The 24451-nt window shown below is 61.4% G+C and carries 25 protein-coding genes and 1 pseudogene; 14 read left to right on the forward strand and 12 right to left on the reverse strand.

The features are described from left to right. Nucleotide 1 precedes the first annotated feature (1 nt). Entirely contained in the window at nucleotides 2-319 is a 318-nt protein-coding gene (locus HT585_RS07220) for a DUF1476 domain-containing protein (RefSeq protein WP_173420056.1), read from the reverse strand. 390 nt (nucleotides 320-709) lie between these two features. On the opposite strand from HT585_RS07220, the gene purC reads away from it, so the two are divergent. From purC to HT585_RS07240, 4 genes are all read left to right on the forward strand, one after another. Continuing rightward, nucleotides 710-1474 carry a phosphoribosylaminoimidazolesuccinocarboxamide synthase gene (gene purC, locus HT585_RS07225; RefSeq protein WP_025427151.1) on the forward strand — a complete coding sequence of 255 codons (765 nt, stop codon included), beginning with the start codon at nucleotides 710-712 and terminating at the stop codon, nucleotides 1472-1474. Between the two features lie 34 nt (nucleotides 1475-1508). After that, nucleotides 1509-1751, forward strand: coding sequence for a phosphoribosylformylglycinamidine synthase subunit PurS (gene purS, locus HT585_RS07230; protein ID WP_112804939.1), 243 nt, complete (start codon nucleotides 1509-1511; stop codon nucleotides 1749-1751). A 259-nt stretch (nucleotides 1752-2010) separates the two neighbouring features. Continuing rightward, nucleotides 2011-2682, forward strand: coding sequence for a phosphoribosylformylglycinamidine synthase subunit PurQ (gene purQ / locus HT585_RS07235; protein WP_176353223.1), 672 nt, complete (start codon nucleotides 2011-2013; stop codon nucleotides 2680-2682). 55 nt (nucleotides 2683-2737) lie between these two features. Continuing rightward, on the forward strand, nucleotides 2738-3145 hold the full coding sequence (locus tag HT585_RS07240; protein ID WP_176352288.1) for a hypothetical protein: 408 nt from the start codon (nucleotides 2738-2740) through the stop codon (nucleotides 3143-3145). A gap of 107 nt (nucleotides 3146-3252) precedes the next feature. Here HT585_RS07240 and HT585_RS07245 read toward each other — a convergent pair whose 3' ends face one another. After that, entirely contained in the window at nucleotides 3253-3558 is a 306-nt protein-coding gene (locus HT585_RS07245; protein ID WP_246707598.1) for a DUF1127 domain-containing protein, read from the reverse strand. A gap of 31 nt (nucleotides 3559-3589) precedes the next feature. On the opposite strand from HT585_RS07245, the gene HT585_RS07250 reads away from it, so the two are divergent. The 8 genes and pseudogenes from HT585_RS07250 to HT585_RS07285 all read left to right on the forward strand — a co-directional run bounded on the left by HT585_RS07250 (nucleotide 3590) and on the right by HT585_RS07285 (nucleotide 11547). After that, nucleotides 3590-5008, forward strand: a complete 1419-nt coding sequence (locus HT585_RS07250; RefSeq protein WP_176352289.1) for an aminotransferase-like domain-containing protein — start codon at nucleotides 3590-3592, stop codon at nucleotides 5006-5008. Beyond that, nucleotides 4980-5159 (forward strand): annotated as a pseudogene (locus HT585_RS07255) (acyloxyacyl hydrolase); the annotation flags it as partial. The gene HT585_RS07250 and the pseudogene HT585_RS07255, both read left to right, overlap by 29 nt. 196 nt (nucleotides 5160-5355) lie before the next feature. Further along, nucleotides 5356-7596 carry a phosphoribosylformylglycinamidine synthase subunit PurL gene (gene purL, locus HT585_RS07260; protein ID WP_176352290.1) on the forward strand — a complete coding sequence of 747 codons (2241 nt, stop codon included), beginning with the start codon at nucleotides 5356-5358 and terminating at the stop codon, nucleotides 7594-7596. Nucleotides 7597-7615: 19 nt separating this feature from the next. Further along, nucleotides 7616-7849, forward strand: coding sequence for a BolA/IbaG family iron-sulfur metabolism protein (locus tag HT585_RS07265; protein WP_053247510.1), 234 nt, complete (start codon nucleotides 7616-7618; stop codon nucleotides 7847-7849). A 7-nt stretch (nucleotides 7850-7856) separates the two neighbouring features. Further along, nucleotides 7857-8099, forward strand: a complete 243-nt coding sequence (locus HT585_RS07270) for a hypothetical protein (RefSeq protein WP_176352291.1) — start codon at nucleotides 7857-7859, stop codon at nucleotides 8097-8099. Between the two features lie 134 nt (nucleotides 8100-8233). Then, nucleotides 8234-8572: a Grx4 family monothiol glutaredoxin gene (gene grxD, locus HT585_RS07275; RefSeq protein WP_025427160.1), complete on the forward strand. Its 339-nt coding sequence runs from the start codon at nucleotides 8234-8236 to the stop codon at nucleotides 8570-8572. 392 nt (nucleotides 8573-8964) lie between these two features. Then, complete coding sequence (locus tag HT585_RS07280) at nucleotides 8965-10200, forward strand: multidrug effflux MFS transporter (RefSeq protein ID WP_176352292.1); 1236 nt, start codon at nucleotides 8965-8967, stop codon at nucleotides 10198-10200. A 54-nt stretch (nucleotides 10201-10254) separates the two neighbouring features. After that, nucleotides 10255-11547, forward strand: coding sequence for a multidrug effflux MFS transporter (locus tag HT585_RS07285; protein ID WP_176352293.1), 1293 nt, complete (start codon nucleotides 10255-10257; stop codon nucleotides 11545-11547). Between the two features lie 71 nt (nucleotides 11548-11618). Here HT585_RS07285 and HT585_RS07290 read toward each other — a convergent pair whose 3' ends face one another. From HT585_RS07290 to HT585_RS07310, 5 genes are all read right to left on the reverse strand, one after another. Beyond that, nucleotides 11619-12443 carry an inositol monophosphatase family protein gene (locus tag HT585_RS07290; protein WP_176352294.1) on the reverse strand — a complete coding sequence of 275 codons (825 nt, stop codon included), beginning with the start codon at nucleotides 12441-12443 and terminating at the stop codon, nucleotides 11619-11621. Continuing rightward, entirely contained in the window at nucleotides 12440-13324 is an 885-nt protein-coding gene (ttcA, locus tag HT585_RS07295) for a tRNA 2-thiocytidine(32) synthetase TtcA (protein ID WP_176352295.1), read from the reverse strand. Before ttcA ends, HT585_RS07290 begins: the two co-directional genes overlap by 4 nt. A gap of 111 nt (nucleotides 13325-13435) precedes the next feature. Further along, the gene (locus HT585_RS07300) at nucleotides 13436-14383 is read right to left on the reverse strand and encodes a glutaminase (RefSeq protein ID WP_176352296.1); all 948 of its coding nucleotides are present in this window, start codon (nucleotides 14381-14383) and stop codon (nucleotides 13436-13438) included. A gap of 145 nt (nucleotides 14384-14528) precedes the next feature. Continuing rightward, nucleotides 14529-15146: a 30S ribosomal protein S4 gene (rpsD, locus tag HT585_RS07305; protein WP_173420068.1), complete on the reverse strand. Its 618-nt coding sequence runs from the start codon at nucleotides 15144-15146 to the stop codon at nucleotides 14529-14531. Nucleotides 15147-15373: 227 nt separating this feature from the next. Continuing rightward, nucleotides 15374-15901 carry a MarR family winged helix-turn-helix transcriptional regulator gene (locus HT585_RS07310; protein ID WP_176352297.1) on the reverse strand — a complete coding sequence of 176 codons (528 nt, stop codon included), beginning with the start codon at nucleotides 15899-15901 and terminating at the stop codon, nucleotides 15374-15376. A gap of 111 nt (nucleotides 15902-16012) precedes the next feature. Here HT585_RS07310 and HT585_RS07315 point away from each other — a divergent pair, with 111 nt between their 5' ends. After that, nucleotides 16013-16348: a cupin domain-containing protein gene (locus HT585_RS07315; protein WP_176352298.1), complete on the forward strand. Its 336-nt coding sequence runs from the start codon at nucleotides 16013-16015 to the stop codon at nucleotides 16346-16348. Between the two features lie 86 nt (nucleotides 16349-16434). Here HT585_RS07315 and HT585_RS07320 read toward each other — a convergent pair whose 3' ends face one another. The 4 genes from HT585_RS07320 to HT585_RS07335 all read right to left on the reverse strand — a co-directional run bounded on the left by HT585_RS07320 (nucleotide 16435) and on the right by HT585_RS07335 (nucleotide 21863). Then, entirely contained in the window at nucleotides 16435-17949 is a 1515-nt protein-coding gene (locus HT585_RS07320) for a helicase HerA domain-containing protein (RefSeq protein WP_176352299.1), read from the reverse strand. A gap of 217 nt (nucleotides 17950-18166) precedes the next feature. After that, nucleotides 18167-18964 (reverse strand): glutamate racemase, encoded by a 798-nt coding sequence (murI, locus tag HT585_RS07325; RefSeq protein ID WP_176352300.1) that lies wholly within the window; start codon nucleotides 18962-18964, stop codon nucleotides 18167-18169. Next, a complete protein-coding gene (locus HT585_RS07330) occupies nucleotides 18951-19796 on the reverse strand; it encodes an RNA methyltransferase (RefSeq protein WP_176352301.1) in 846 nt (281 codons plus the stop codon). Before HT585_RS07330 ends, murI begins: the two co-directional genes overlap by 14 nt. A gap of 78 nt (nucleotides 19797-19874) precedes the next feature. Beyond that, nucleotides 19875-21863: an FUSC family protein gene (locus tag HT585_RS07335; protein ID WP_176352302.1), complete on the reverse strand. Its 1989-nt coding sequence runs from the start codon at nucleotides 21861-21863 to the stop codon at nucleotides 19875-19877. 274 nt (nucleotides 21864-22137) lie between these two features. On the opposite strand from HT585_RS07335, the gene HT585_RS07340 reads away from it, so the two are divergent. Beyond that, nucleotides 22138-23352 (forward strand): NADP-dependent isocitrate dehydrogenase, encoded by a 1215-nt coding sequence (locus HT585_RS07340; RefSeq protein WP_173420075.1) that lies wholly within the window; start codon nucleotides 22138-22140, stop codon nucleotides 23350-23352. Between the two features lie 158 nt (nucleotides 23353-23510). Here HT585_RS07340 and HT585_RS07345 read toward each other — a convergent pair whose 3' ends face one another. Further along, the gene (locus HT585_RS07345; RefSeq protein ID WP_176352303.1) at nucleotides 23511-24362 is read right to left on the reverse strand and encodes an AraC family transcriptional regulator; all 852 of its coding nucleotides are present in this window, start codon (nucleotides 24360-24362) and stop codon (nucleotides 23511-23513) included. Between the last annotated feature and the right edge of the window lie 89 nt (nucleotides 24363-24451).

Genomic DNA, 24451 nt, shown 5'->3' on the forward strand with positions numbered 1-24451 from the left:
ACTACTTGTTCTGGATCTGCTCGATCGCCTCGCCCAGAAGCTCGAGCATGCGCACGCGGATCTGCTCCTCGGTCTGCGCAACGCCGGCTGCATCGAAGTCCGCCTTGATCTTGCGTACGACGTCCTCGTGGCCGGCTTCCTCGAAATCGGCCGCAACGACTTCCTTGGCATAGGCTTCCGCATCGGACTTGCCGAGCAAACCGGCAGCCCAAAGGCCTAGCAGCTTGTTGCGGCGTGCTTCCGACTTGAATCTCAGTTCTTCGTCCAGCGCAAACTTCGCTTCGAAGGCCTTTTCGCGATCCTGCATACCAGTCATCAATTGATCTCCCGTGAGAATTCCATGCCGTGAAGAGTTATGGCCATAAACCAAAACAGTGGTCAAAGTGCAATGCGAAGTTTTCTTCTTTCGCGACTTTCGTGGTACCGTAAGCATGCTGCTGAAAAGTGTGCAGCGGTTTTCCGACAACGGCATGCGAAAGATTGCAAAGCATGCTGCGGAAAAGTGCGAAGCGCATTTGCGATCACCGCTTGCCACAAACCAGGGATCTAGGGCGCAAGGAGTGAATCCGGTAGGTGGTGACACGCTTTGGGTAAATCAGGGGATCGGAAGATGCACCGATTGTTAAATCTGTTCATTTCAGCTATGGACCCCCGGACAAGACTCCACTAGCGCGACCCAAGAGCGCCAACAACCACAGAGACAACATCCATGAATCGTCGCCGCCGTATCTACGAGGGCAAGGCAAAGATCCTTTATGAGGGTCCCGAGCCGGGCACGCTGATCCAGTTTTTCAAGGACGACGCGACCGCCTTCAACAAGAAAAAGCATGACGTCATCGACGGCAAGGGTGTGCTGAACAACCGGATTTCCGAGTATATCTTCACGCATCTGAACCGCATCGGCATTCCGACGCACTTCATCCGCCGTCTCAACATGCGCGAGCAGTTGATCAAGGAAGTCGAGATCATCCCGCTTGAGATCGTCGTGCGCAATGTTGCCGCCGGATCGCTGGCGAAGCGTCTCGGAATCGAGGAAGGCACCGTCCTTCCCCGCTCGATCATCGAGTTCTATTACAAGGCCGATGCGCTCGACGACCCGATGGTCTCGGAAGAGCACATCACCGCGTTCGGCTGGGCAAGCCCCCAGGAGTTGGATGACGTCATGGCGCTTGCCATCCGCATCAACGATTTCCTGACCGGCCTGTTCCTCGGCGTCGGCATCCAGCTCGTCGATTTCAAGATCGAATGTGGCCGCCTGTTCGAAGGTGACATGATGCGCATCATCCTGGCCGACGAGATTTCGCCGGACAGCTGCCGTCTGTGGGACATCGAAACCAAGGAAAAGCTCGACAAGGACCGCTTCCGCCGCGATCTCGGTGGTCTGGTCGAAGCCTACCAGGAAGTGGCCCGCCGTCTCGGCATCATGAACGAGAACGAGCCCGTGCGTGGCACCGGTCCGGTTCTGGTCAAGTAAGTTCTGGTCAAAGTTAGTTCGGGGAAAGTGTAAAGTGATCAAGGCACGTGTAACCGTGACGCTGAAGAACGGCGTTCTCGATCCGCAGGGCAAGGCAATCGAAGGCGCACTCGGCGCACTCGGTTTCGACGGCATAGGCCAGGTCCGCCAGGGCAAGGTATTCGATCTGCAGATCGAAACCGGCGACCAGGCCAAGGCCGAAGCCGACCTCAAGGCGATGTGCGAAAAGCTGCTCGCCAACACGGTGATCGAAAACTACAGCATCTCTTTCGCCTAACGGCGGGGAGTGCTGCGGATCGCCCAATGTGCGGCTTGGCTGATCTCTGAGTTTTGAGCGGGCCATCGTGGGCCGCTCAAGCAGATCGGACCAAGCGTTGCAGATGGATGTTTGCTCCGCGGCTCGGTAGTTTCGAAGTAGCAGGATGCGTATTGCATCGAATATCGGCCCGATCGCGTAGAATAGCGCTTTGGCCGCATCGGAAACCGCCTCGAATTGCATGAGCTTCAAGAGGCGCAGGCAGGGTTTGAACCGCACCATGAAGTCAGCCGTCGTCCAGCTTCCAGGCCTTAATCGCGATCGCGACATGATCGCCGCCCTCACCAAGATTTCCGGCAAGGCGCCCGTGACCGTCTGGCAGACGGAAACGGAGCTGCCTGATGTCGACCTGATCGTCATCCCCGGCGGGTTTTCGTACGGTGATTATCTGCGCTGCGGCGCCATTGCTGCGCGCATGCCGGTGATGCAGGCGATCAAGGCCAAGGCCGAACAGGGCGTCAAGGTCCTCGGCGTCTGCAACGGCTTCCAGATCCTGGTCGAGGCCGGTCTCCTGCCCGGCGCGTTGATGCGCAATGCCTCGCTCAAATTCGTCTGCCGCGAGGTCAAGCTCGAGGTCGTCAACGCCGATACGGATTTCACCCGCGCCTACGCCAAGGGTCAGATCATCCGCAGCCCGGTCGCTCACCATGACGGCAACTACTTCGCCGATGCGGAAACGCTGAAGTCGATCGAAGGCAACGGCCAGATCGTCTTCCGCTATGCCGAAGGCACCAACCCGAACGGCTCGATGAGTGACATTGCCGGCGTGATGAACAAGGCCGGCAACGTGCTTGGCATGATGCCGCACCCGGAGAACCTGATCGAGGCCGCCCATGGCGGATCCGACGGTCGTGGCATCTTCGCTTCGGCTCTCGAAGTAATCGCCGCTTAACTGTCCCGCTGATAGAAGGCATCCGACCATCCCCTTAACGCAAGCGAGACCGTCGATGCCTTCATTCTTTACTGGACGCCTGATCGGCCCTGCTTGCGCGGCATTCGCCGTGGCGCTTCTGGCGTCATGCCAATCGCCGCGCCCACCGGCGCCGACGGCAAACACGGCGGCACTGCCGACGATGGAGCGCGTTGCGCTTGGTGCGAACAGCTGCTGGTTCAAATCGGGCGACCCGGCATTCAAGAGTTACCGGCTCGCGCCTGAGCTCAACTCCTTCTCGGGTCGTCCCCGCATCCTGATCGTGCCGCGCAAGTCGCCCGAAGCCCGGCCGCTGGCCGTGGTCCAGGCGGAAGGCCAGCCGGCGCGACTGCAGGCGTTCGGACCGCTTATGAGCGAACCCGTCGGCACGCGCATGAGTGCAGATATCCGCCGTTGGGCGGCTGGCGGCCAGGGCTGCAAATAATCAGAGTACCGTAAAAAAACGGGCGCTGCAGGTTTGACACCTGCAGCGCCCATTTGTTTGCGTCCGTCGAGTGGCGAGACGCTGCCGCGAATCCTCTCGGAAAAGCCCTATCGCCAGAACGGCACTGACGATTCCCGCCGTGCATCCCTTTCGCTGACGCCGATATCGCTCAGTTGCCAGTCACTCATCTCTTCGAGCGCAAGGCGGCTGCGCCGTTTGGCTGCCAAAAAGCAGTAAAGCCGCCAGAGCTGGTGAAGCGTGTTCTTCGCGCGTCCCGAAAAATCGACGTCGAATCCGGTCTTGCGTCGCGCGCGAGCGGGTTTTTCGACGGCAGTTGAGCAAATTGTATCGATTGTACTCATTGTTTGTTCCAATGCATCGATTGACATCATTGCGTTGGTGATAATTGACATAATTCGTAGTGTAATCTAGATAATTGTCACTATGACAAATTGGCTCCCGGACATTCAGCAGGGTCATGGTCCGCTTTATGCGCGGATCGCGGACCAGATCGAACAGGCAATCGGCGAAGGCGCCCTGCCCGTCGGCGCGAAATTGCCGCCGCAGCGCAACCTTGCCTATGACATTGGTGTCACCATTGGCACCATCGGGCGCGCTTACAATATGGTGCGCGAACGGGGACTCGTCAGCGGCGAGGTCGGACGTGGAACTTACGTGCTCGACCACCAGGAAAGCCGCCCGCCTGAGCAGGCGGACCCGCTGACCACGTCCTTGGCTGGCACCCGGCCGCTGATTGCACCTGCCGGCAAGTTGCGCTTCGACAGCACCGCGGCGCCGGATATCGGCCAGGGCTTCGTGTTGAGCGATCTCCTGAGCGAAATCAGCCGCGATCACCACGCCGATATTGCCAGTTACGCCCGCAATTTTCCGGACCATTGGTTTGAGGCCGGTTGCCAGTGGCTGGCGCGCGGCAGCTTTCGTCCCTCGCCTGAAACGATTGTTCCCACCTTGGGCGCGCACGCAGCCGTCATTGCCGTGATTGCGGCAGTCACCTCGCCCGGTGACCGCATTGCCTTCGAGACCTTGACCTATTCCCAGGTCAGCCGCAGCGCCGGCCTCATTGGGCGGCGCACGACGCTGATGGAATCGGATGAGTTCGGCCTGATCCCGGAGGATTTCGAGCGGGTCTGCGCGCAGCAGCATCCGAAGCTCGCCTTCCTGATGCCGAGCGCCCAGAACCCGACCGTCGCCGTCATGCCGCTTTCACGGCGCCAGGCGATTGCCGACATCGCCCGCAAATATGGCGTATGGCTGGTCGAAGACGATCTTTACGGTGCCATGACCGGCGATCCCTTGCCGCCTTTGGCTGAGCTTGCGCCCGAGCGTACCTTTCTGGTCGGTGGTCTCTCCAAGTCCGTCGCCGCTGGCGTTCGCGGCGGCTGGGTCGCCTGCCCGCCGCATTTCAGCCAGCGCATCCGCATCGCCCACAAGATGGTCAGCGGCGGCCTGCCGTTCATCCTGGCAGAGTTGTGTTCGCGGCTGGTTCTATCGGGGTCGGCCAGCATCCTGCGTGCCAAAGGCATCGAGGAAATAAGGGCGCGGGAGGCGATCGCCCGTGAAGTGTTCGAGGGCATCGACTTCAGCTCCCACCCGTGCGTGCCCTTCCTCTGGATGAAGCTGCCGGAGCCGTGGCTTTCCGGCACGTTCAAACAGGCGGCTCTGCAGGAGGGCGTGCTCGTTGACGACGAGGACGAGTTCAAGGCCGGCCGCGCCGATCGCGTCTTTCACCGCATCCGTATCGGCTTCTCCTCACCGGCCGATCGCGCCGAAGTGCGCCGCGGCTTCCAGACATTGAGGCGCCTGCTCGACAGCGGACGGGCGGGCTACGATAGTTTCGAGTGATAACCCGAAGCACAGACGTGCGGCCGTCGTCCAATTCGATGAGCATTGGAGCCTGTCGGCGACGGTGGAGCATGCCTCCCACGCCGAACTTTGCGACGGTCCCAACGACGGCCTGACCCGCGCCGGTCTCGCCCTCGGCTACGCGTTCTGACGGGTTGGCAGCGGCGAGACGCCCGAGTGCCTCGAAAAAGCGCTGCAACCGCTGTTGATCGCCCGTATTTTTCTGTCGCGCCGCGCCGCAGCATACGCTAAAGAAGCCGCAAAGCGCCCCCTGTGTCTGTTGCGGTTCGCACGCGCCATATCCCGTGGAAGGATTGCGCGCCGCCCGAAGGATTTGACGGTCGACGATGACGATTTCCAACACCCGCCCCATCACCCCGGAACTCATCGCCTCGCACGGGCTCAAGCCCGATGAATACGAGCGCATTCTCGGCCTGATCGGTCGCGAGCCGACCTTCACCGAGCTCGGCATCTTCTCAGCGATGTGGAACGAGCACTGCTCCTACAAGTCTTCGAAGAAGTGGCTTCGCACGCTGCCGACAAAGGGGCCGCGCGTCATCCAGGGGCCGGGCGAAAACGCCGGTGTCGTCGACATCGATGACGGTGACTGTGTCGTCTTCAAGATGGAGAGCCACAACCACCCGTCCTACATCGAGCCCTACCAGGGGGCTGCGACCGGCGTCGGCGGCATCCTGCGCGACGTCTTCACCATGGGTGCCCGTCCGGTTGCCGCTATGAATGCGCTGCGCTTCGGCGCGCCGGATCACCCGAAGACCCGCCACCTCGTCTCGGGCGTCGTTGCCGGCGTCGGCGGCTATGGCAATTCCTTCGGCGTGCCGACCGTCGGCGGCGAAGTCGAGTTCGATGCCCGCTACAACGGCAACATTCTGGTCAACGCCTTTGCCGCTGGCCTCGCCAAGAGCGATGCGATCTTCTACTCCAAAGCTGAAGGCGTGGGTCTGCCCGTCGTCTATCTCGGCGCCAAGACCGGCCGTGACGGCGTCGGCGGCGCAACCATGGCATCGGCCGAGTTCGACGAATCGATCGAGGAAAAGCGCCCGACCGTGCAGGTCGGCGACCCCTTCACCGAAAAGTGCCTGCTGGAGGCTTGCCTCGAGCTGATGCAGACCGGCGCCGTCATCGCCATCCAGGACATGGGCGCTGCCGGTCTCACCTGCTCGGCCGTCGAAATGGGCGCCAAGGGCGACCTCGGCATCGAGCTCAACCTTGATACCGTGCCAGTGCGCGAAGAGCGCATGACCGCCTACGAAATGATGCTGTCCGAGAGCCAGGAGCGTATGCTCATGGTGCTGGAACCGGCAAAGGAAGAAGTCGCCAAGGCGATCTTCGTCAAGTGGGGCCTCGACTTCGCCATCGTCGGCAAGACCACCGACGACCTGCGCTTCCGCATTCTGCACCAGGGCGAGGAAGTCGCGAACCTGCCGATCAAGGAACTGGGCGACGAAGCGCCCGAGTATGACCGTCCCTGGACGCCGGCGAAGGTCCCGACAGCACTTGCGACCAACGACATCCCGCAGGCGGATGTTGCTGACGCGCTTCTGCAGCTGGTCGGCTCCGCCAACAATTCATCGCGCCGCTGGGTCTACGAACAGTATGACACGCTGATCCAGGGCAACTCGCTGCAGCTGCCGGGCGGTGACGCCGGCGTCGTGCGCGTCGAGGGCCACCAGACGAAGGCCTTGGCCTTTTCCTCCGACGTGACGCCCCGTTATGTCGAGGCGGATCCGTTCGAAGGCGGAAAGCAGGCGGTCGCCGAATGCTGGCGCAACCTGACGGCAACCGGCGCGCTGCCGCTGGCTGCCACCGACAACCTCAACTTCGGCAACCCGGAACGCCCTGAAATCATGAGCCAGCTGGTTCATGCCATCAAGGGCATCGGCGAAGCCTGCACGGCGCTCGATTTCCCGATCGTTTCCGGCAACGTGTCGCTCTACAACGAGACCAACGGCCAGGGGATCCTGCCGACCCCGACCATTGGCGGCGTCGGCCTGATCAAGGACTGGTCGACGATGGCGCGCATCCGTTTTGCCGCCGCCGGCGAAACGATCCTGCTTGCCGGTGCGCCTGAGGGGCTTGGTTCGCATATCGCCCAGTCCGTCTATATGCGCGATGTTCATGGCCGCACCGATGGTCCGGCACCCTATGTGGATCTGGCGCATGAGCGCAAGGTCGGTGACTTCGTCCGCAGTCTGATCGTCGACGGTCTGGCGACCGCAGTTCACGATTGCTCGTCGGGTGGCCTCGCTCTTGCCGTTGCGGAAATGGCGATGTCGTCGGATATCGGCGCGACGGTCGATGCTGTCGAAGGCCATGATCCGGTTGCTGTTTTCTACGGCGAGGACCAGGGCCGCTACGTGCTGACGGTCGCCGACGCCAACGTCGCTGCCGTTCGCGCCCGTGCGGACAAGGCGGGCGTTTCCCTGCCGGAAATCGGCAAGACGGGTGGCGATTCGGTCAAGCTTGGTGCAGCGCGCGCTGTCGCAATTCAGCAATTGCGCTCTGCCCATGAATCGTGGTTCCCTGACTTCATGGACGGCTCCAGCAACGCTGCTGCCGCCGCCGAATAAGAAAGGGAGTAGGCGTATCATGCCCATGGCACCAGGCGACATCGAAGACATGATCAAGGCAGGAATCCCCGGCGCCAAGGTCACGATCCGCGATCTGGCCGGTGACGGCGACCACTACGCCGCCGAAGTCGTAGCCGAAGCGTTTCGCGGCAAGACCCGTGTGCAGCAGCACCAGATGGTCTACAATGCGCTGAAGGGCAACATGGGCGGCGTTCTGCACGCCCTTGCCCTTCAGACCAGCGCGCCGGAGTAAGCCTGATATGGCCGACCTGATCAAGGAACTGGTCAGTGGCGTCGTTGATAGCGCGCTAAAGGAAATCCTGAAGAAGACCGGCGTCAAGCGGACTGCGACGAAGCGGACCAAGCGCCGGACGCGAAAGGCGGCGACCGGCGGCATTCTGGGCGATATCCTGGAAGCCGCCATCGGCAAACCGGCGAAGAAGCAGGTGAGCCGGCCGCGAACAGCCAGCGCGCGCAGCAAGACACGCCGACGCCCGGCCTGAGAAGTTGTATTAAAACCACATCTTGAGGCCCATCAATATTTGTTGCACTTGGGTGGTGAAAATCACCGATATGCATGCTATCTAAGGCCAAACAGATATCCGGTCCTTGAAGCCGGCGCAGGAAGGATGAAAAGATGAGCGGAATTCACGAATTCATCGCGAACGAAGTCAAGACCAACGATGTGGTGCTCTTCATGAAGGGTACGCCGCAGTTCCCACAGTGTGGGTTCTCCGGTCAGGTTGTTCAGATTCTCGATTACATCGGCGTCGACTACAAGGGCATCAATGTCCTTGCCGATGCGGACCTGCGCCAGGGCATCAAGGACTACTCAAGCTGGCCGACCATTCCCCAGCTTTACGTGAAAGGTGAGTTCGTCGGCGGTTGCGACATTGTCCGCGAGATGTTCCAGGCTGGCGAGCTTCAGTCGCACCTGCAGGAACAGGGAATTTCGGTCAAGGGTGCCGCTGCCTAAGTCAGGCCGCCAACTCCGATCTTGTCGGAAAAGGCGGGTGACCGCCTTTTTTGATTCCGGAAATATATCCGGATCATCTAATTTTCGTTGTTCTTTTCTAGGTGGAACGCACTCTCGTTCTGTCATGAAGCGGTCGCGATAACTCGGCATAAGCAGCTTGAAAGGGCGTTTGCCCGTCCCCACGCTCCGGCTTCGCCCGGCTGCCGTCGTCGAAAGTCCCTTTCGCTTCACATCGGATGCCGCTTGCACCGCTTTGCCGGACCAGGCCCGTCCCCTCAAACGACACTCGACATGCCGACCGGCATTTTGCCAGCCGACGTCGCCTCTTTCCGGAACAAACTCCGGTCTTGACCTATTTCGGTTGCGCCCGGCGCGCCGCAAGGATTTTGCCTATGACGAGCACGACAGACGAAGCGGCCGCACCCGGCCTCAGCAAATTTCAGTTCATCGCGCTGATGGCGATGTTGATGGCCGTCAATGCGATCTCGATCGACATCATGCTGCCGGGTCTGCAGCAGATCGGTGCGAGCCTCGGCGTGACCGACGAAAATCATCGGCAGTATGTCATCACCGCCTATCTCATCGGCATGGGTGTGGCGCAGCTGTTCTTCGGCCCGTTGTCGGATCGCTTCGGCCGCAAGGGACCGCTGCTTGCCGGCCTCGGCATCTATGGTCTCTGCGCGGTCGCAATCGCCATCGTGCCGACCTTCAGCGCCCTGCTGGCGCTCCGCTTCGTCCAGGGCATCGGCGCAGCTGCCACCCGCGTCATCACCGTGTCGATCGTTCGCGACGTCTATGGTGGTCGGCGCATGGCCGAAGTGATGTCGCTAATCATGATGGTGTTCATGATCGTGCCGGTCGTGGCACCGAGCATCGGGCAGCTGATCATGATCTTTGCCGAGTGGCACATGATCTTCGTCGTCATCGCGGTCTTTGCCTTTGCGATGGCCACGCTTGTCGTGTTCCGACTCCAGGAAACGCTGAACCCGGATCATCGCCGCGCGTTCACGCCTTCGGTCATCCTCAGCGGCTTCAAGATCGTTCTGACCAACCGCTTGTCGCTGTTCTATACGCTGGCGACATCCGTGATCCTTGGCGCGCTCTTCGGCTTCATCAATTCTGCGCAGCAGATTCTGGTCGGGGTCTACGGCCTGGGCCTCTGGTTCCCGGTCGTGTTCGCTGCATTTGCCGGCATGATGGCGGTAGCGTCCTTCACCAACTCGCAGCTCGTTCGGCGATTCGGCATGCGGGCACTGTCTCACGCCGCATTGCTCGGCTTTGCCTTTGCGAGTTTCCTCTGGATGTTGGCATCGCTCTACGGGCCGGTGCCCTTCCCGCTTTTCGTGGTGCTCTACGGCGCGGCGATGTTCCAGTTCGGGCTGATCGCGTCGAATTTCAACGCGATGGCGATGGAGCCGCTCGGCCACGTTGCCGGCACGGCCTCCTCGGTGCTCGGCTTTACGCAGACCATCGGCGGTGGCGTCATCGGCGCCTTCATCGGCCAGGCCTTCGACGGAACGGCCGCACCGCTTGCAATCGGCTATTTCACAGTGGCGGCGATCGGCATTGTCTTCGTTCTCATCGCCGAACGCGGAAAGCTGTTCAAGGCACACAATCCGGCGGGCTGATTTGAGCCCGCCAACAGATTCTCCTCCCAGATCTGCTCTTTACGGGTACGCACAATGACCACGATCACCACACAATCAGACCATGTCGACGGGGTTTCGGGCGCCGCGCGCCTGAACATGGGCCTCCTCGAATTCATCATCACCATCGCCGTCATGACAGCGAGCGTGGCGATCGCCATCGACAGCATGCTGCCGGCATTGCCGAGCATCGGCCAGTCGCTTAATGTCGCCAACTCAAACGACACACAGCTCGTCATCGGCGTCTTCTTCCTTGGCTTTGGCCTTTCGCAGATTTTCTTCGGTAGCCTGTCCGACACGTTCGGACGGCGCGCAGTGCTGCTCGGCGGCCTTGCCTTCTTCACCGTGTCGATGTTTGCAGCCGCCCTCACCCAGAGCTTCGAGATGTTGCTGGTGTTGCGCTTCGTCCAGGGTATTGGCGCGGCCGCCGTGCGCATCACCACCATGGCGATCGTGCGCGACTGCTTCGGCGGCCGCGAGATGGCGCGGGTGATGTCCTACGTCATGATCGTCTTCATGGTCGTTCCAATCGTCGCTCCGTCAATCGGTCAGTTGGTCATCCTCTATGCCAACTGGCATTGGATCTTCATCCTGATCGGCATCATCGGCGCGATCCTCTTCGTGTGGGCACTCGCCCGCATGAAGGAATCGCTGCCGAAGGAAGAGCGCCTGCCGCTGTCCGTCAAGTCGGTCGCATCCGGCTTCAAGACCGTGCTGACCAATCGCATCACCTGCGGCTACATGATCGGCATGACGATGTTCACCGCCGTCATCTGCGCCTACATCGTCACCGTTCAGCAGATCTTCGGCGAGGTCTATGGCCTCGGTGAATGGTTGCCGATCGCCTTTGCCGGTACTGCGGGCGGCATTGCCGTTGCCAACTTCGCCAACGGCTTCTTCGTGCGCAGCTTCGGCATGCGTCGCATCTCGCACGTGTCGATGATTCTGTTCACGCTGATTTCCGGCATCGGCTTTGCCATGGCGCTTTCGGGTACGCCGGCCTTCGTCGTCAGCTACCTGATGTTCTCGGTGCTGTTGATGTTCTTCGCGGTCATCGCCACCAACTTCACCGCGATCAGCCTGGAGCCGATGGGACACCTCGCCGGCACCGCGACGGCGATCACCGGCTTCGTCTCGACAACAGGCGGTGCGCTGATCGGCGGCGTCGTCGGCCAGCTGTTCAACGGCACGCTGCAACCGTTGCTCGGGGGCTTTGCGCTCTTCGGCGCCGTGACGATCGTGGCCACCCTTTGGGCTGAGAAGGGCAAGCTCTTCACCCATCCCGGCGACAAGGACGTCTCGCTCGACCATGGCGGCGGCCATATGTGACATCGGCCAAACCAACAAAAAGCCCGCCTGGAGCGATCCAGGCGGGCTTTCCTGTTTTCTGGGCAATAGCCTTAAACGGTGAAGACCTCGCGGCGCAGCGTTTCCCAGCTGTCCTTGTCGGTGGCGAGCAGCAGGCCGCCGTTGAGATGGGCAGGCAGATAAGGCGAACCGTCGAAACGCGCGGCATAGGCGCCCGCCTCCTGGGCGATCAGCGTGCCGGCCAGGTGATCCCAGGGCATCAGCTTCTGGTACATCAGGAAGTGGATGTAGCCGCCGGCAAGGATGCGGTATTCGTGTGCGGCGCAGCGGTAGCTCGTCGCGATCCGCACTTTGGCCATGTTGGCCATGACCTCGCGCCGCGCTTCCTGTTTGTAGAAGCCCGTCGACGCGCCGCCAACCATGGATTCGAGCGGAACGCCTGCGGTCACTGCCATGCGCTCCTGCGAACCGTCAGGACGGCACATCCAGGCGCCCGAGCCCTTTTCGGCGATCACCCAGTCGTTGCCCAGCGGATCGTAGATGATGCCGGCGACGGTCTCGCCCTTGGACACGACGCTCGCCATCACGCCGAAGAGCGGCAGGCCGGCTGCGAAGTTGAAGGTACCATCGATCGGATCGACGACGACGGCGAGATCGGCGTCCGCCAGCTTTTCGAGCAAGGCCGGGTCGGCCGCAACGGATTCTTCGCCGATGAACACTGCACCCGGCGCAATCTCGTCCATGCGCGCCTTGATCAGCCGCTCGGCCGCCTCGTCGCCTTCGGTGACGAGATCGATCGCTTCCGACTTCATCCGGACATCGCCCGCACCGAGATTGCGAAACCGCGGCAGGATTTCTTTGACCGCGGCCTCCTGCAAGAGATTGGCAAGGGCGGCGATGTCGACGGAATGGCTCATTCTTTGGGCTCCGGTGTGAGGGACTGGAAGTCGAATAGCTTGGGGTCGAGCAGATGCGACGGGTTCACATGGCCAAGCGCCCGCAGCATCGTGTCCTTGCGGCCGGGCATGCGTCGCTCGAGATCTGCGAGCATTACCTTCATCGCGTTGCGCTCGAGACCGTCCTGCGAGCCGCAGAGGTCACAGGGAATGATCGGGAACTCCATGGCTGCCGCGAACTTCGCCAAGTCGTCTTCGGCGGCATAGGCCAGCGGCCGCAGCAGCATCAGGTCGCCTTCATCATTCAGAAGCTTCGCCGGCATCGAGGCGAGCCTGCCGCCGTGGAAGAAGTTCATGAAGAAGGTTTCAAGAATGTCTTCGCGGTGGTGGCCGAGAACCAGAGCATCGCAGCCCTCCTCGCGCGCGATCCTATAGAGATTGCCGCGGCGCAGCCGCGAACAGAGCGAGCAATAGGTGGCGCCCGTCGGCACCTTTTCCTTCACGATCGAATAGGTGTCGCGATATTCGATGCGATGCTTGACGCCGATCGAGGCCAGGTATTCCGGCAGGATGTGCTTCGGAAAGTTGGGCTGCCCCTGGTCGAGGTTGCAGGCGACGAGCTCGACCGGCAGCAATCCGCGCCATTGCAGGTCCATCAACAATGCCAGAAGACTGTAGCTGTCCTTGCCGCCGGAGATCCCGACCAGCCAGCGCTTGGCGCCCTTCAGCATGCCGAAATCGTCGAGCGCCTGCCGCGTCTGGCGCAACAGCCGCTTGCGCAGCTTGTTGAAGGAGACTGACGACGGCATGCGTTCGAAGATCGGGTGCAGGCCGGTCTCGATGTCACCGTCTTCAACGGCATTGTCGATTGCGTCAGGCGAAAGGGCTGGCGAATGATCCATGGCAACGATCCTGGAATGGCGGGCGCAGGGAAAAGAGCGCGCGGCGCGTCACGGCCAGCACTTGCCCCGTTCCCACAGCAAGATCAAGGGAAAACGGCCCTTCGGCGGAAATCAGGAGCCAAACACCGACCAGCCGGTGCGTGCGGCCAACATCTCCAGTGCCAGCGATCCGAGCAGCGAATTACCGTTCACGTTCAGTCCCGGCGACCAGACGGCGACCGAGGCCTTGCCAGGCGCGACTGCAAGGATGCCACCGCCGACGCCACTCTTGCCGGGCAGGCCGACGCGATAGGCGAAATCGCCCGACCCGTCATAGTGGCCGCAGGTCAGCATCAGCGCATTGATGCGCCGCGCACGCTGGCGCGACACGACCGAATGACCGGTCAAGGGGTCGGTGCCGCCGGCCGCCAGGAACAGGCCGGCCTTGGCAAGCTGGCTGCACGTCATCGACAGCGCGCAGTGGTGGAAATAGACGCCGAGCACATGCTCGACCGGATGATCGAGCCGCCCGAAGGAACGCATGAAGTTGGCAAGCGCGAAGTTACGGAAGCCGGTTGCTGTCTCGGAACGGGCGACCTCGTGGTCGATGACGATCGCATCGTCATCAGCGAGATAGCGAACGAACTGGACGATCTCGCCGATCAGTTCGCGTGGCGTATGGCCGGCAAGGATCAGGTCGCTGATGGTAATGGCGCCGGCATTGATGAAGGGGTTGCGTGGCTTTCCGCCTTCCTGCTCGAGCTGGACGATCGAGTTGAAGGCAGAGCCCGAGGGTTCGCGACCGACGCGATGCCAGATGTTCTCGCCGTGTTTGCCGAGCGCCAGTGTCAGCGTGAACACCTTGGAGACGCTCTGTATCGAGAACGGCACCTCGGCGTCGCCGACCCGGTGGACCTGACCGTCGGTGGTGACGATCGCCATGCCGAAGTGCTTGGGGTCAACGCGCGCGAGCTGCGGGATGTAATCCGCGACCTTGCCCTCGCCGAGTCGTGGCGTCAGCTCGCGGTGGATATCCTCGATGATCGCCTGCAGATCCTGCGGCGTCTTCTGCTCCGGCATGCGATTTCCCCTTCCGCCGCGCAAGTCAGCGCCTTGTCCGTGACAAAGGCGATGTGCGACAGATCAAACGGCCACGTATCTGAAGAGACAAAAAAACCGCCCGTTTCCGGGCGGTTTCGATCGTTCACAAGGCCTGGGCCTCGGATTAACGCGAGTAGAATTCGACGACGAGGTGCGGTTCCATGACGACGGCGTAAGGCACGTCGGAGAGAACCGGAACGCGGACGAAGGTCGCAACCATCTTGTTGTGGTCGACTTCGATGTAGTCCGGAACGTCGCGCTCAGCGAGCTGAACCGATTCGAGAACGGTCACGAGCTGCTTGGACTTTTCCTTGACTTCGATGACGTCGCCCGGCTTGCAACGGTAGGAACCGATGTTGACGCGAACGCCGTTAACCTTGACGTGGCCATGGTTGACGAACTGGCGCGCTGCGAAAACAGTCGGAACGAACTTTGCGCGGTAGACGATCGCGTCGAGACGCGACTCGAGCAGACCGATCAGGTTCTCCGGGGTGTCACCCTTGCGGCGGTCAGCTTCGGCGAAGATCGCACGGAACTGCTTTTCGCGGATGTCGCCGTAGTAGCCCTTCAGCTTCTGCTTGGCGCGCAGCTGCACACCGAAGTCCGAAAGCTTGGACTTGCGGCGCTGGCCGTGCTGGCCCGGGCCGTATTCGCGGCGGTTAACCGGCGACTTCGGACGGCCCCAGATGTTTTCGCCCATACGGCGGTCAATTTTGTACTTGGACGATTCGCGCTTGCTCATCGCATTTCCTTTCAGTCTGTTACACCGGTCTGTTGCCAGGCCGGATCAAGGAAACACGCCCTCCTCTGAACCCATTTTGAGAGTTCTGACAGGATTCTCACGATCACGATGCCGGAGAAACCACGGGACATGTCAAATGAAACACCGGACATTTCTGCCCGGCGTTGGGGCGGCTTTAGTGCCTCCAGTCGGCATTGTCAAACGAAATCACCGTATTCGGCACCAATTCAGCCGGGGTTGCCGGCCTCGCGGTTTTCCAGGGAAACAAGCAGCGTCTTCAGCAGTGCCGCCAGCGCTGCGCGTTCCTCAGGCTTCAGGCCTTCGAGATAGCGCGCCTCGCTCGCCATGTCTGCCCGAAACGCGGCTTCGGCAAGCGCTACGCCCTTTTCCGTCAACCCAACCACGCTGCTGCGGCCATCCGATGCCGAACGCTCGCGCAGGATCAACCCCGCCTTCTGAAGGCGATCGAGCCGATGTGTCAGTCCGCCCGACGAAATCATCAGCAATGTATAGAGGTCGGTCGGTGTGAGGCGATACGGAGGGCCGGAGCGCCTGAGCGTCGAGATCACGTCGAATTCGCCGCGGTCGAGACCGAAGGAGGCAAACGTCTCCTCGATCGACGGACGCACCAGGTTCGAAAGTCGGTAGGCGCGCCCGAGGATGGTCATTGGTTCTGTATCGAGATCCGGCAATTCGCGATCCCATTGCGCCCGCAACCGGTCGACGTGGTCCCTCGCCTCCTGCTCATTCTGCATTATCAACTCGCGGCCTCCAGCAATATATCTTGACGAGAAGATATTTTGAGATAATATCTTCTCGTCAAGATAACTCATTCAAGCCAGCAAACCAACCCGATGGAGGTGAGTATGTTTCATGTCATTCCGCGCGCAGAGCAGAAACAGAGCCCTAACCGGACGATCCTCTTTGAAGGCGGGAAGTACGGCACGCCGGTTTCACTCTTCCTGATGGATGCGGAGCCTGGCCAAGGACCGGCGCTACACGTTCACCCCTATCCGGAGACCTGGCTCATTCACTCCGGCGAGGCGGAGTTCACGGTCGGCGAGCAGACGCTCATCGGCAAGGCTGGCGACATCATTGTCGTCGATCCCGGCACGCCGCATCGTTTCGTCAACAGTGGCAACACCCGGTTGGAGATGACCTGCATCCATGCGTCCGACCATGTGATTCAGGAGTGGCTTTGACGCTTCGCACACGACAGGCGATGTCGTGAATCCTTGCTGTCTCCTCAATGAGCAACCGGCACTGAAGCCTCGAACGGAAGCCGCGGCTATTCAGCCGCAGCGGCAGACGGATCCATGGCATCCGGCCCGTTGGCGTCGCCCGGAGCGGTTTCGCGGCCGAGGTCGGGAAAAGCCACGATTCGTTTGCCCGTGAAGTCGGCATGAACGACGATAAGCCCATTCTCCTCGAAATAGCCTAGAAGCCGCCGGGCGCGACGGGCGGAATGGGTGCCGTAGGCGCGTGCGATCATCGCGTCCGACGGGCACGCCAGGCCGCGCACGGCGGCCTGCGCCATCATCAGGAACACGCCCTGCAGATCTTCTGTGACGCGATCGGCGAGCCTGAGGGCCGACGCCCAGGCGTCTGTCGCTGCCGTAGCGGCATCGACGCCCGAGCGGGCGATTGCCATCTTCCGCCGGAAGGCGCTGAGTGACAGCGCTGCACCCGGCACGCGCCGGATTCGGCAGCGCACAAGAAAGTCCTGGAACAGTTCGGCATCTGGCCGGAACGCGGCTTCGGGATTGGCGAGAATCTCGGCAAGCAGGCTGTCCAGGAGCGCGCCGCGCTCCTCCGATGACATTTCCGGCTGGGTGGGTTTTACCTCGATCGGCACCATCGGCTCAGGGCGCGGGCGCGACAGCTCGGCGAGAATGTCGGTGGCCGGGCGCGGCGGTGGCGCGGCGCGGCGCACGAGCGGCCGGGTCAACTCGTCGGCATCGGGCGTGAAGATCAGGTCTTCCACATCCTGCGGTGCTTCCGGCAGCGGCATCAGTTTGGGGCTCGTCGAGCGCGCCGAGGTTTCAACGGCGCCGATCGTCACCTTCAGCGGACGGCGCGACAGCGCCGGGCCAAGGGCGACGAAGGAGCCGCGCTTCAGGTCGCGAAACATTTCCGCGGTGCGGCGGTCCATGCCGAGCAGGTCGGCGGCGCGCAGCATGTCGATATCGAGAAAGGTACGACCCATCAGGAAGTTGGAGGCTTCGGCGGCAACGTTCTTGGCAAGCTTTGCCAGGCGCTGGGTGGCGATCACGCCGGCAAGCCCACGCTTACGTCCACGGCACATGAGATTGGTCATGGCGCCGAGCGAAATCTTGCGGACTTCTTCGGTGACGTCGCCGGCGACCGCGGGCGCAAACATCTGCGCCTCGTCGACGACCACAAGCACCGGATACCAGTATTCCCGGTCCGCATCGAACATGGCGTTGAGGAACACGCCGGCGCTGCGCATCTGCTGGTCGATATCGAGCCCTTCGAGCGACAGCACGCAGGAAACGCGATGCTGGCGGATGCGCGTGGCGATGCCGATCAGTTCGGCGTCGGTGCGTTCGCCCTCGACCACCACATGGCCAAACTTGTCGGCAAGCGTGACGAAATCGCCTTCGGGATCGATGATGCATTGCTGCACCCACGGGGCGGATTGCTCTAGGAGACGGCGCAAAAGGTGCGACTTTCCGGAGCCGGAATTGCCCTGCACCAAAAGACGGGTCGCCAGAAGCTCCTCGATATCGAGAGAAGCCGAAGTCCCTTCGGACGTCGCTCCCATGTCGATGCCGACTTTCATCTGTACCTCATCCTGCCTTTAGGGCGTTCGTCGTTTGGGCAGAGCAGCAGAACGGCCCTACCTCTGTTTTACGCATTTCCTGACGGAAAACCGTTTCGCATTTTCCCGGACATGCTCTGGCTGATGTCGGGCGCGCGCCCGCAAGCCCTGAGGTCTAGCACTCTTCCCCGCAGTTTTCCCGGTTCAAAGCGCGAAACCCACAGATAAGAAGACCCTGTCACCTCACAGTCAGGCCGAAGCCCTGCATCAGCCGGCGTGTCGAAAAATCAGGGTTTCCCGAGGTGAAGATTGCCGGGTCCTCGCCGTTAAGCGGCTGGAAGCCGCTGGGTAGCGGCACCAGTGAGCGCGCGCGCCTCGCAATCGCCTCCGCCGGATCCAGCCAGTCGACCGGCCATGGTGCGAGCTTGCGGAACAGGTTGGCCATGAACGGATAATGCGTGCAGGCGAGAACGACGATATCGGTCTTGCGGCCGTCCATCTCGATGAAGCACGGCGCGATTTCGGCGAGCACCTCGGCGTCGTCGAGCTTCTCGCCGCGAATATAGGCCTCGGCCATCCTGGCGAGGTTTTCCGAGCCGACCAGGCGGACATGACACTGGCTGGCGAAGGACTGGATCAGGTCACGCGTGTAGGCGCGCTTGACTGTGCCCGGCGTCGCCAGGACGGAAACGAGCCCGGAGCGCGTGCGCTCGGCCGCCGGCTTGATCGCGGGCACGGTGCCAACGAAGGTCATGCCTGGAAAGGCGGCGCGCAAATCGGCGCCGACAAGGGTGAAGGCGGTATTGCAGGCAATCACGCAGATTTCTGGATCATGTTCGGCCAAAAGTCGGCAAAACAGCGCGATGACATGCGCGCGCAGAGCCTCCTCTTCCCACCCCCCATAGGGGAAACCGGCATCGTCGGCGATGTAGATGAAATGCCGCTCCGGCATCAGCACCCTCGCCTCGCGCAGGACCGTGAGCCCGCCGATGCCGCTGTCGAAGACGAGGATTGGTTTCAGGTCAGTCGCTGTCACCGCTGTCTGATACTTTCTTGTTGGTCTCGGCCCTGCTGCTATCGGCAGGAGCGCCGGAACCCCGGGGATGTTCGCGCGAAAACCGATCGAGCGACGAGATCACGCCGCGCAGAACCCGGATTTCAGTTTCGGTAAAGGATGGCCTGGTCAGAACGGTCCGCAGATTTTCGACCAATTTCGGCTTTTTGTCGGCGGAGCGAAAATAGTTGCGCGCTTCCAGCGCATCTTCCAGATGATCGAACAGGCCCTGCAGATCGTCCTTCTTCGCAGGACGCTGCTCCAGCGCCTGAAAAGAGGTCTGGTCTTCACTCTCCATGCCGGTCTTCAGCCACTCGTAGGACATCAGCAGCACGGCCTGCGCGAGGTTGAGCGAGGCGAAAGCCGGGTTGACCGGGAAGGTCACGATCTCGTCGGCAAGCGCCACTTCCTCGTTGGTGAGCCCTGTGCGCTCGCGGCCGAAGATGATGCCGGTCGCCTCGCCGGCTGTGAAGCGCTGCCTCAGAGTGCGCGCCGCAACGATCGGCGAGCGCACCGGCTTGTAGCCGTAACGGTCACGCGCCGTCGTCGCATAGACGAAGTTGAGGTCGGCGATCGCCTCTTCCAGCGTGTCGTAGAGCTTGGCGCCCTCGATGACGTGGTCGGCGCGGCTGGCGGCAGATTGCGCCTTCTCGTTCGGCCAGCCGTCGCGCGGGTTGACGAGGCGCAGTTCCGACAGGCCGAAATTGGCCATGGCGCGGGCGACCATACCGATGTTCTCGCCAAGCTGCGGATAGGCGAGAATGATCGCCGGTCCTTCGGTCAGGAGTTCACGTTCGCTGTTGGTGCCTGCCATGTCTTTCGCCTTCGCCTTCTGTTCGGCGCTTCCCTCGCACAAAAGCCCGGAAAATTAAAGTCCAGGCAGCTGTGTAGGTCAGGCCGCCGCTGGATGCAGGCGGTTGAGCGAGATGCCGATCATCTCCAGCCCCAGTTCCGCATCGTCTTTCGATATCGGCAGATGTCGGCTGACGGGACCGGCGACGCGTCCGGAATCGTAGAAATAGCCCGCTCCTCTTTCCTCGATCGAACGCACAAGCGCGAGATTCTCATCGATGTCGCGCAGGAAGGTCGAACCCTCAGGCTCAGCTTCGTCCCCGACGCGACGGGCAAACACCCGCGCCCAATAGGTGCACCCCATGAAGATCGCCAGTGTCTGCCTGATATGACCGGGGCGTGTGACGAGCTGCCAGGAAACGCCAAGGGGCTTCGCTGCTGCGGCAAGGTCACGGTAGGCCCGGTCGAGTGCTTGTGACCGGGCAATCAGCGCCATGCCCGAGCCACCGTTCTTTGCTGCTTGCAGGAGCCCCGTCAGTTCGTCGCACCAGGTCTTGATGGCAAGATCGAGTGAGGTTCGTGTGCGTGTCGGGAAGACCACGAAGGCGACGGCAGCACCGGCGATGGAGCCGATCAGCGTCTCCTCCAGCCGCAATTGCAACAGTTCCGGGGTCAGCACGCCCATGAGGCTATACAGCAGCGACAATACGATAGAGACGAAGAACGTCATCGACGCATAGGAAACGGCAAGGAAATAGAAAGCAAGGAAGATGCAGAGGGCACTCAGCGGCAGCACCAGATAGATGTTACCGGCAACCAGCGTGCCGGCAATGATGCCGACGACAATACCGAATAGCGTACCGGCCGAACGCTGCAACGCCTTCACCGCCGTGTCCCCACGCGAGCGCGTGTTGGTGAAGACGAGAAAGGCTGCCAGCACCGCCCAGAACCAACGATCGCGTGACAGCATCAGCCCGAAGACCATGGCAATGCCGGCTGCGAGCGTGATCTGGATGGCTGCCTTGAGCGCCGGATTGGATATGGCAAGCTTTGGACGGGCTGACACGGGAGCCGTCACCGCTTCGATCGGATCATCGAGATCGCGCGCGTCGAGCTTTTCCAGGCTCTGGGCGAGCCGTTGCCGAACATTGCGCAGCCATGAGAGTGCCTTGACGGTTTCGACAAGGCGGTCGTTCGTGCGATCGATGAGTGCCGTCTCCGCTTCGATCTCCGCGGCGTTACGCGTCAGCATTGCTTCGACCAGGGCGACCGGAGGCTTCATCTGCAGGCTCAGGACAATGACGCTTTCTGCTGCCAGATGCAGGTCGAAAAGGTTGATCACCACATCCGAAGTGGCGAGACCCGGCTCGGGTTCCGGGCGCCGGTTTTCTGTCGGAATGAAACTTTCCGCCATCAGCACCGCCTCCTTGAGGCGCTCTTCCCTCCGGTGCAGCCGGGTGCGATCTGTTTCCAGCAGCATCGGCTTGCACGCGACGTCGACCAGTTCCTCCAGCATCTGGTCGACGCGCTGCTGGACACTGGCAGTGGCGCGCATGAGATCGCGGTAGCGGTTGTCGGGCAGAAGAACGGTGCGGACAAAGTGAGCGACCGTCGCCGAAACTGTCGCACCGAAGAACAGCGCAGGCAACTGGTCGATCGTCGGGCGGAGATAGGCGCCAATGAAATAGGACATGAAGGCGAACATGCCGACGGCAAACCATCGAGGTCCGAACGACCTGCCATAGACCGCCAGGAAGATGATCAGAAGGAAGACGACATCCGAGACATAGCGGTGGCTCTCAAGAACCGATGCGAGTGCCACCATCGAGACACCCACGAGGACGGCGATCACGCGGGTCACCAGCTGTTCGCCGTGGGTGCGATCGCGCACCGCAAGCCCACCTTCGATCGACAGCGAAACAGCCAGGCCGTAGGCGGCCGCCGGCAGCGGCGCTACAAGATAATGAAATGCCATCAGTAGCAAGACCGAAGAAACGATCGTTGCGGTGATGCGCGTTGCCTGCCGTAGCCGGGAAAAGGCGGGATCGTTGGCGAGAAGCCAGTCGCGCACGCGGGAGCGAATTTCCATCGGATGCCTTTGCCTGCCGCTGCGGCCTTCGAGCGCCGCCGCCTTACTGATCTTTTCTGATTAACGCCGCCTCCAATCTTTTCAAGGCTTGCGGCGGATTAAAACCCCTCGAAAATGCCCTCCGTCGGCCTGTCCTCAGGCCGATCTGATCTCCACCCAAAGTTTCAGCCAAGCATGCTTTGCCTTGCCGTTTCACAATGCTATAGGGCACTGGATTTTTCTAAAGAGGAAGGGACATCGCTCCCGTTGTCCCGCTAAGCTACGAGGCATTTTCATGGCAAAGATCAAGGTCGCCAATCCGGTCGTCGAACTCGACGGCGACGAGATGACCCGCATCATCTGGCAGTTCATCAAGGACAAGCTGATCCATCCCTACCTCGACATCGACCTCGAGTATTATGACCTCGGCATGGAAAACCGCGATGCCACCGACGACCAGGTGACGATCGATGCCGCCAACGCCATCAAGAAGCACGGCGTCGGCGTCAAGTGCGCCACGATCACCCCGGACGAGGCTCGCGTCGAAGAATTCAAGCTCAAGAAGATGTGGAAGTCGCCGAACGGCACCATCCGCAACATCCTCGGCGGCGTCATCTTCCGCGAGCCGATCATCTGCAAGAACGTTCCGCGCCTGGTTCCGGGCTGGACCAAGCCGATCATCGTCGGCCGTCACGCCTTCGGCGACCAGTACCGCGCCACCGACTTCAAGTTCCCGGGCAAGGGCAAGCTGACGATGAAGTTCGTCGGCGAAGACGGCAAGGAAATCGAATACGACGTCTTCGACGCGCCGTCGGCCGGTGTTGCCATGGGCATGTACAACCTCGACGATTCGATCACCGAATTCGCCCGCGCTTCGCTCAACTACGGCATACAGCGCAAGGTTCCGGTCTACCTGTCGACCAAGAACACCATTCTCAAGGTCTATGACGGTCGCTTCAAGGATATCTTCCAGAAGGTGTTCGACGAAGAATTCGCCGACAAGTTCAAGGAACTGAAGATCTGGTACGAACACCGCCTGATCGACGACATGGTCGCCTCCGCGCTGAAGTGGTCCGGCGGCTACGTCTGGGCGTGCAAGAACTACGACGGCGACGTCCAGTCCGACATCGTGGCGCAGGGCTTCGGCTCGCTCGGCCTGATGACCTCGGTCCTGATGACGCCGGATGGCCAGACGGTCGAAGCGGAAGCCGCACACGGCACCGTGACCCGCCACTACCGCCAGCACCAGAAGGGCGAGGAAACCTCGACCAACTCGATCGCCTCGATCTTCGCCTGGACCCGTGGCCTTGCCCACCGTGCCAAGCTCGACGGCAATGCCGAACTCGCGCGCTTCTCCGAAACGCTCGAAAAGGTCTGCGTCGACACGGTCGAATCGGGCTTCATGACCAAGGACCTGGCGCTGCTCATCGGCCCGGATCAGCCGTGGCTCTCGACCACCGGTTTCCTCGACAAGATCGACGAGAACCTGCGTAAGGCAATGGCTGCTTGATCGGCACCTGCCAGAGAATGAAATACGAAACCCGGCCTGGCGCCGGGTTTCTTTTTGCGACCGCATTTGTGGGGCCGGAATGGGTAGCCTCAGTCATGCTCGGGTTTGACCCGAGCATCCATGCCGCCGCCTGACGAAGACCGGGAGCATGGCAGCGGTCATTTCAGCGGCAGGTAGATCTCGCTCAAAAGCTCGGTCGGCGGTACTTCGCGCGGGTTGTTGAGATATTTCTCGAACATGAGACTGTCGCGCACCTCTCGGCCGGACTGCGGCAGCCACGTGCCGTAGAGCCATTGGTAGGCCAGAGGCATGTCCGCATAAGGCCCCTTGTGACGCAGGACGGCGTAACGCCCGCCGTCGAGCGTCTGCGGTGTCAGCGGTGCCTCGGCAGGCAAATCCCCCTTTGCAGACACGCAGGCAAAGGACCGCAGCTTGTCTGTCGGCACCAGTTCCGGATCGTCCAGGTAGATGCCGATCATCTCCATGTCGGGCCTGAAGAGGTTGCGCGAAAACAGCGTGCCGTAGAGGGTCTCGAACGCCTTGCCGATGCCCATGTAGGACCCGGTGTGGGCGACGCCGACGACGCCAAAACTGTCGATTTCCTTGAGAGTGACTTCATACATGTCCGCAATTCCTTCCGATGAAGCGGTTTCGAAGGTTTTGTGGCTGCCCTCCCTCCGGTATCGCGCCGGCGGCAGTCCGTAGACTGCCTTGAAGGTGCGATTGAAGGATTGAATATTGGGGTAGCCAGAGCGCTGCGCGATCGCTTCGACAGGAAGATCGGTTTGTACGAGATCGGCGGCGGCCTTCTGCAGCCGTAGCCGCTTGACCGTTGCCGCCAGTGTCTCGCCGTGAACGGCCCGGTAGATCCGGTGCCAGTGGTGCGGCGACAGGCAGGCGATCTCAGCGAGCCGATCTAGATCGAGCTCCTCATTGAGATGGCCGTAAATATAGTCGCTCACCCTGTGCAGACGTCTTTCATAGGTCGCCCAGCTTGCCTGCTCGTCCATGCCGAACCTTTCGCGTTTTGCTCACGGATCGGTAGACCATAGCCGAGTTTGACAAATCCTGCGGAGTTTTGCGGCGAGCGAATGCCGTT

Origin of the sequence: Ensifer oleiphilus (assembly GCF_013371465.1) — a bacterium.
In the GTDB taxonomy this organism is placed as follows: Bacteria; Pseudomonadota; Alphaproteobacteria; order Rhizobiales; family Rhizobiaceae; genus Ensifer; species Ensifer oleiphilus.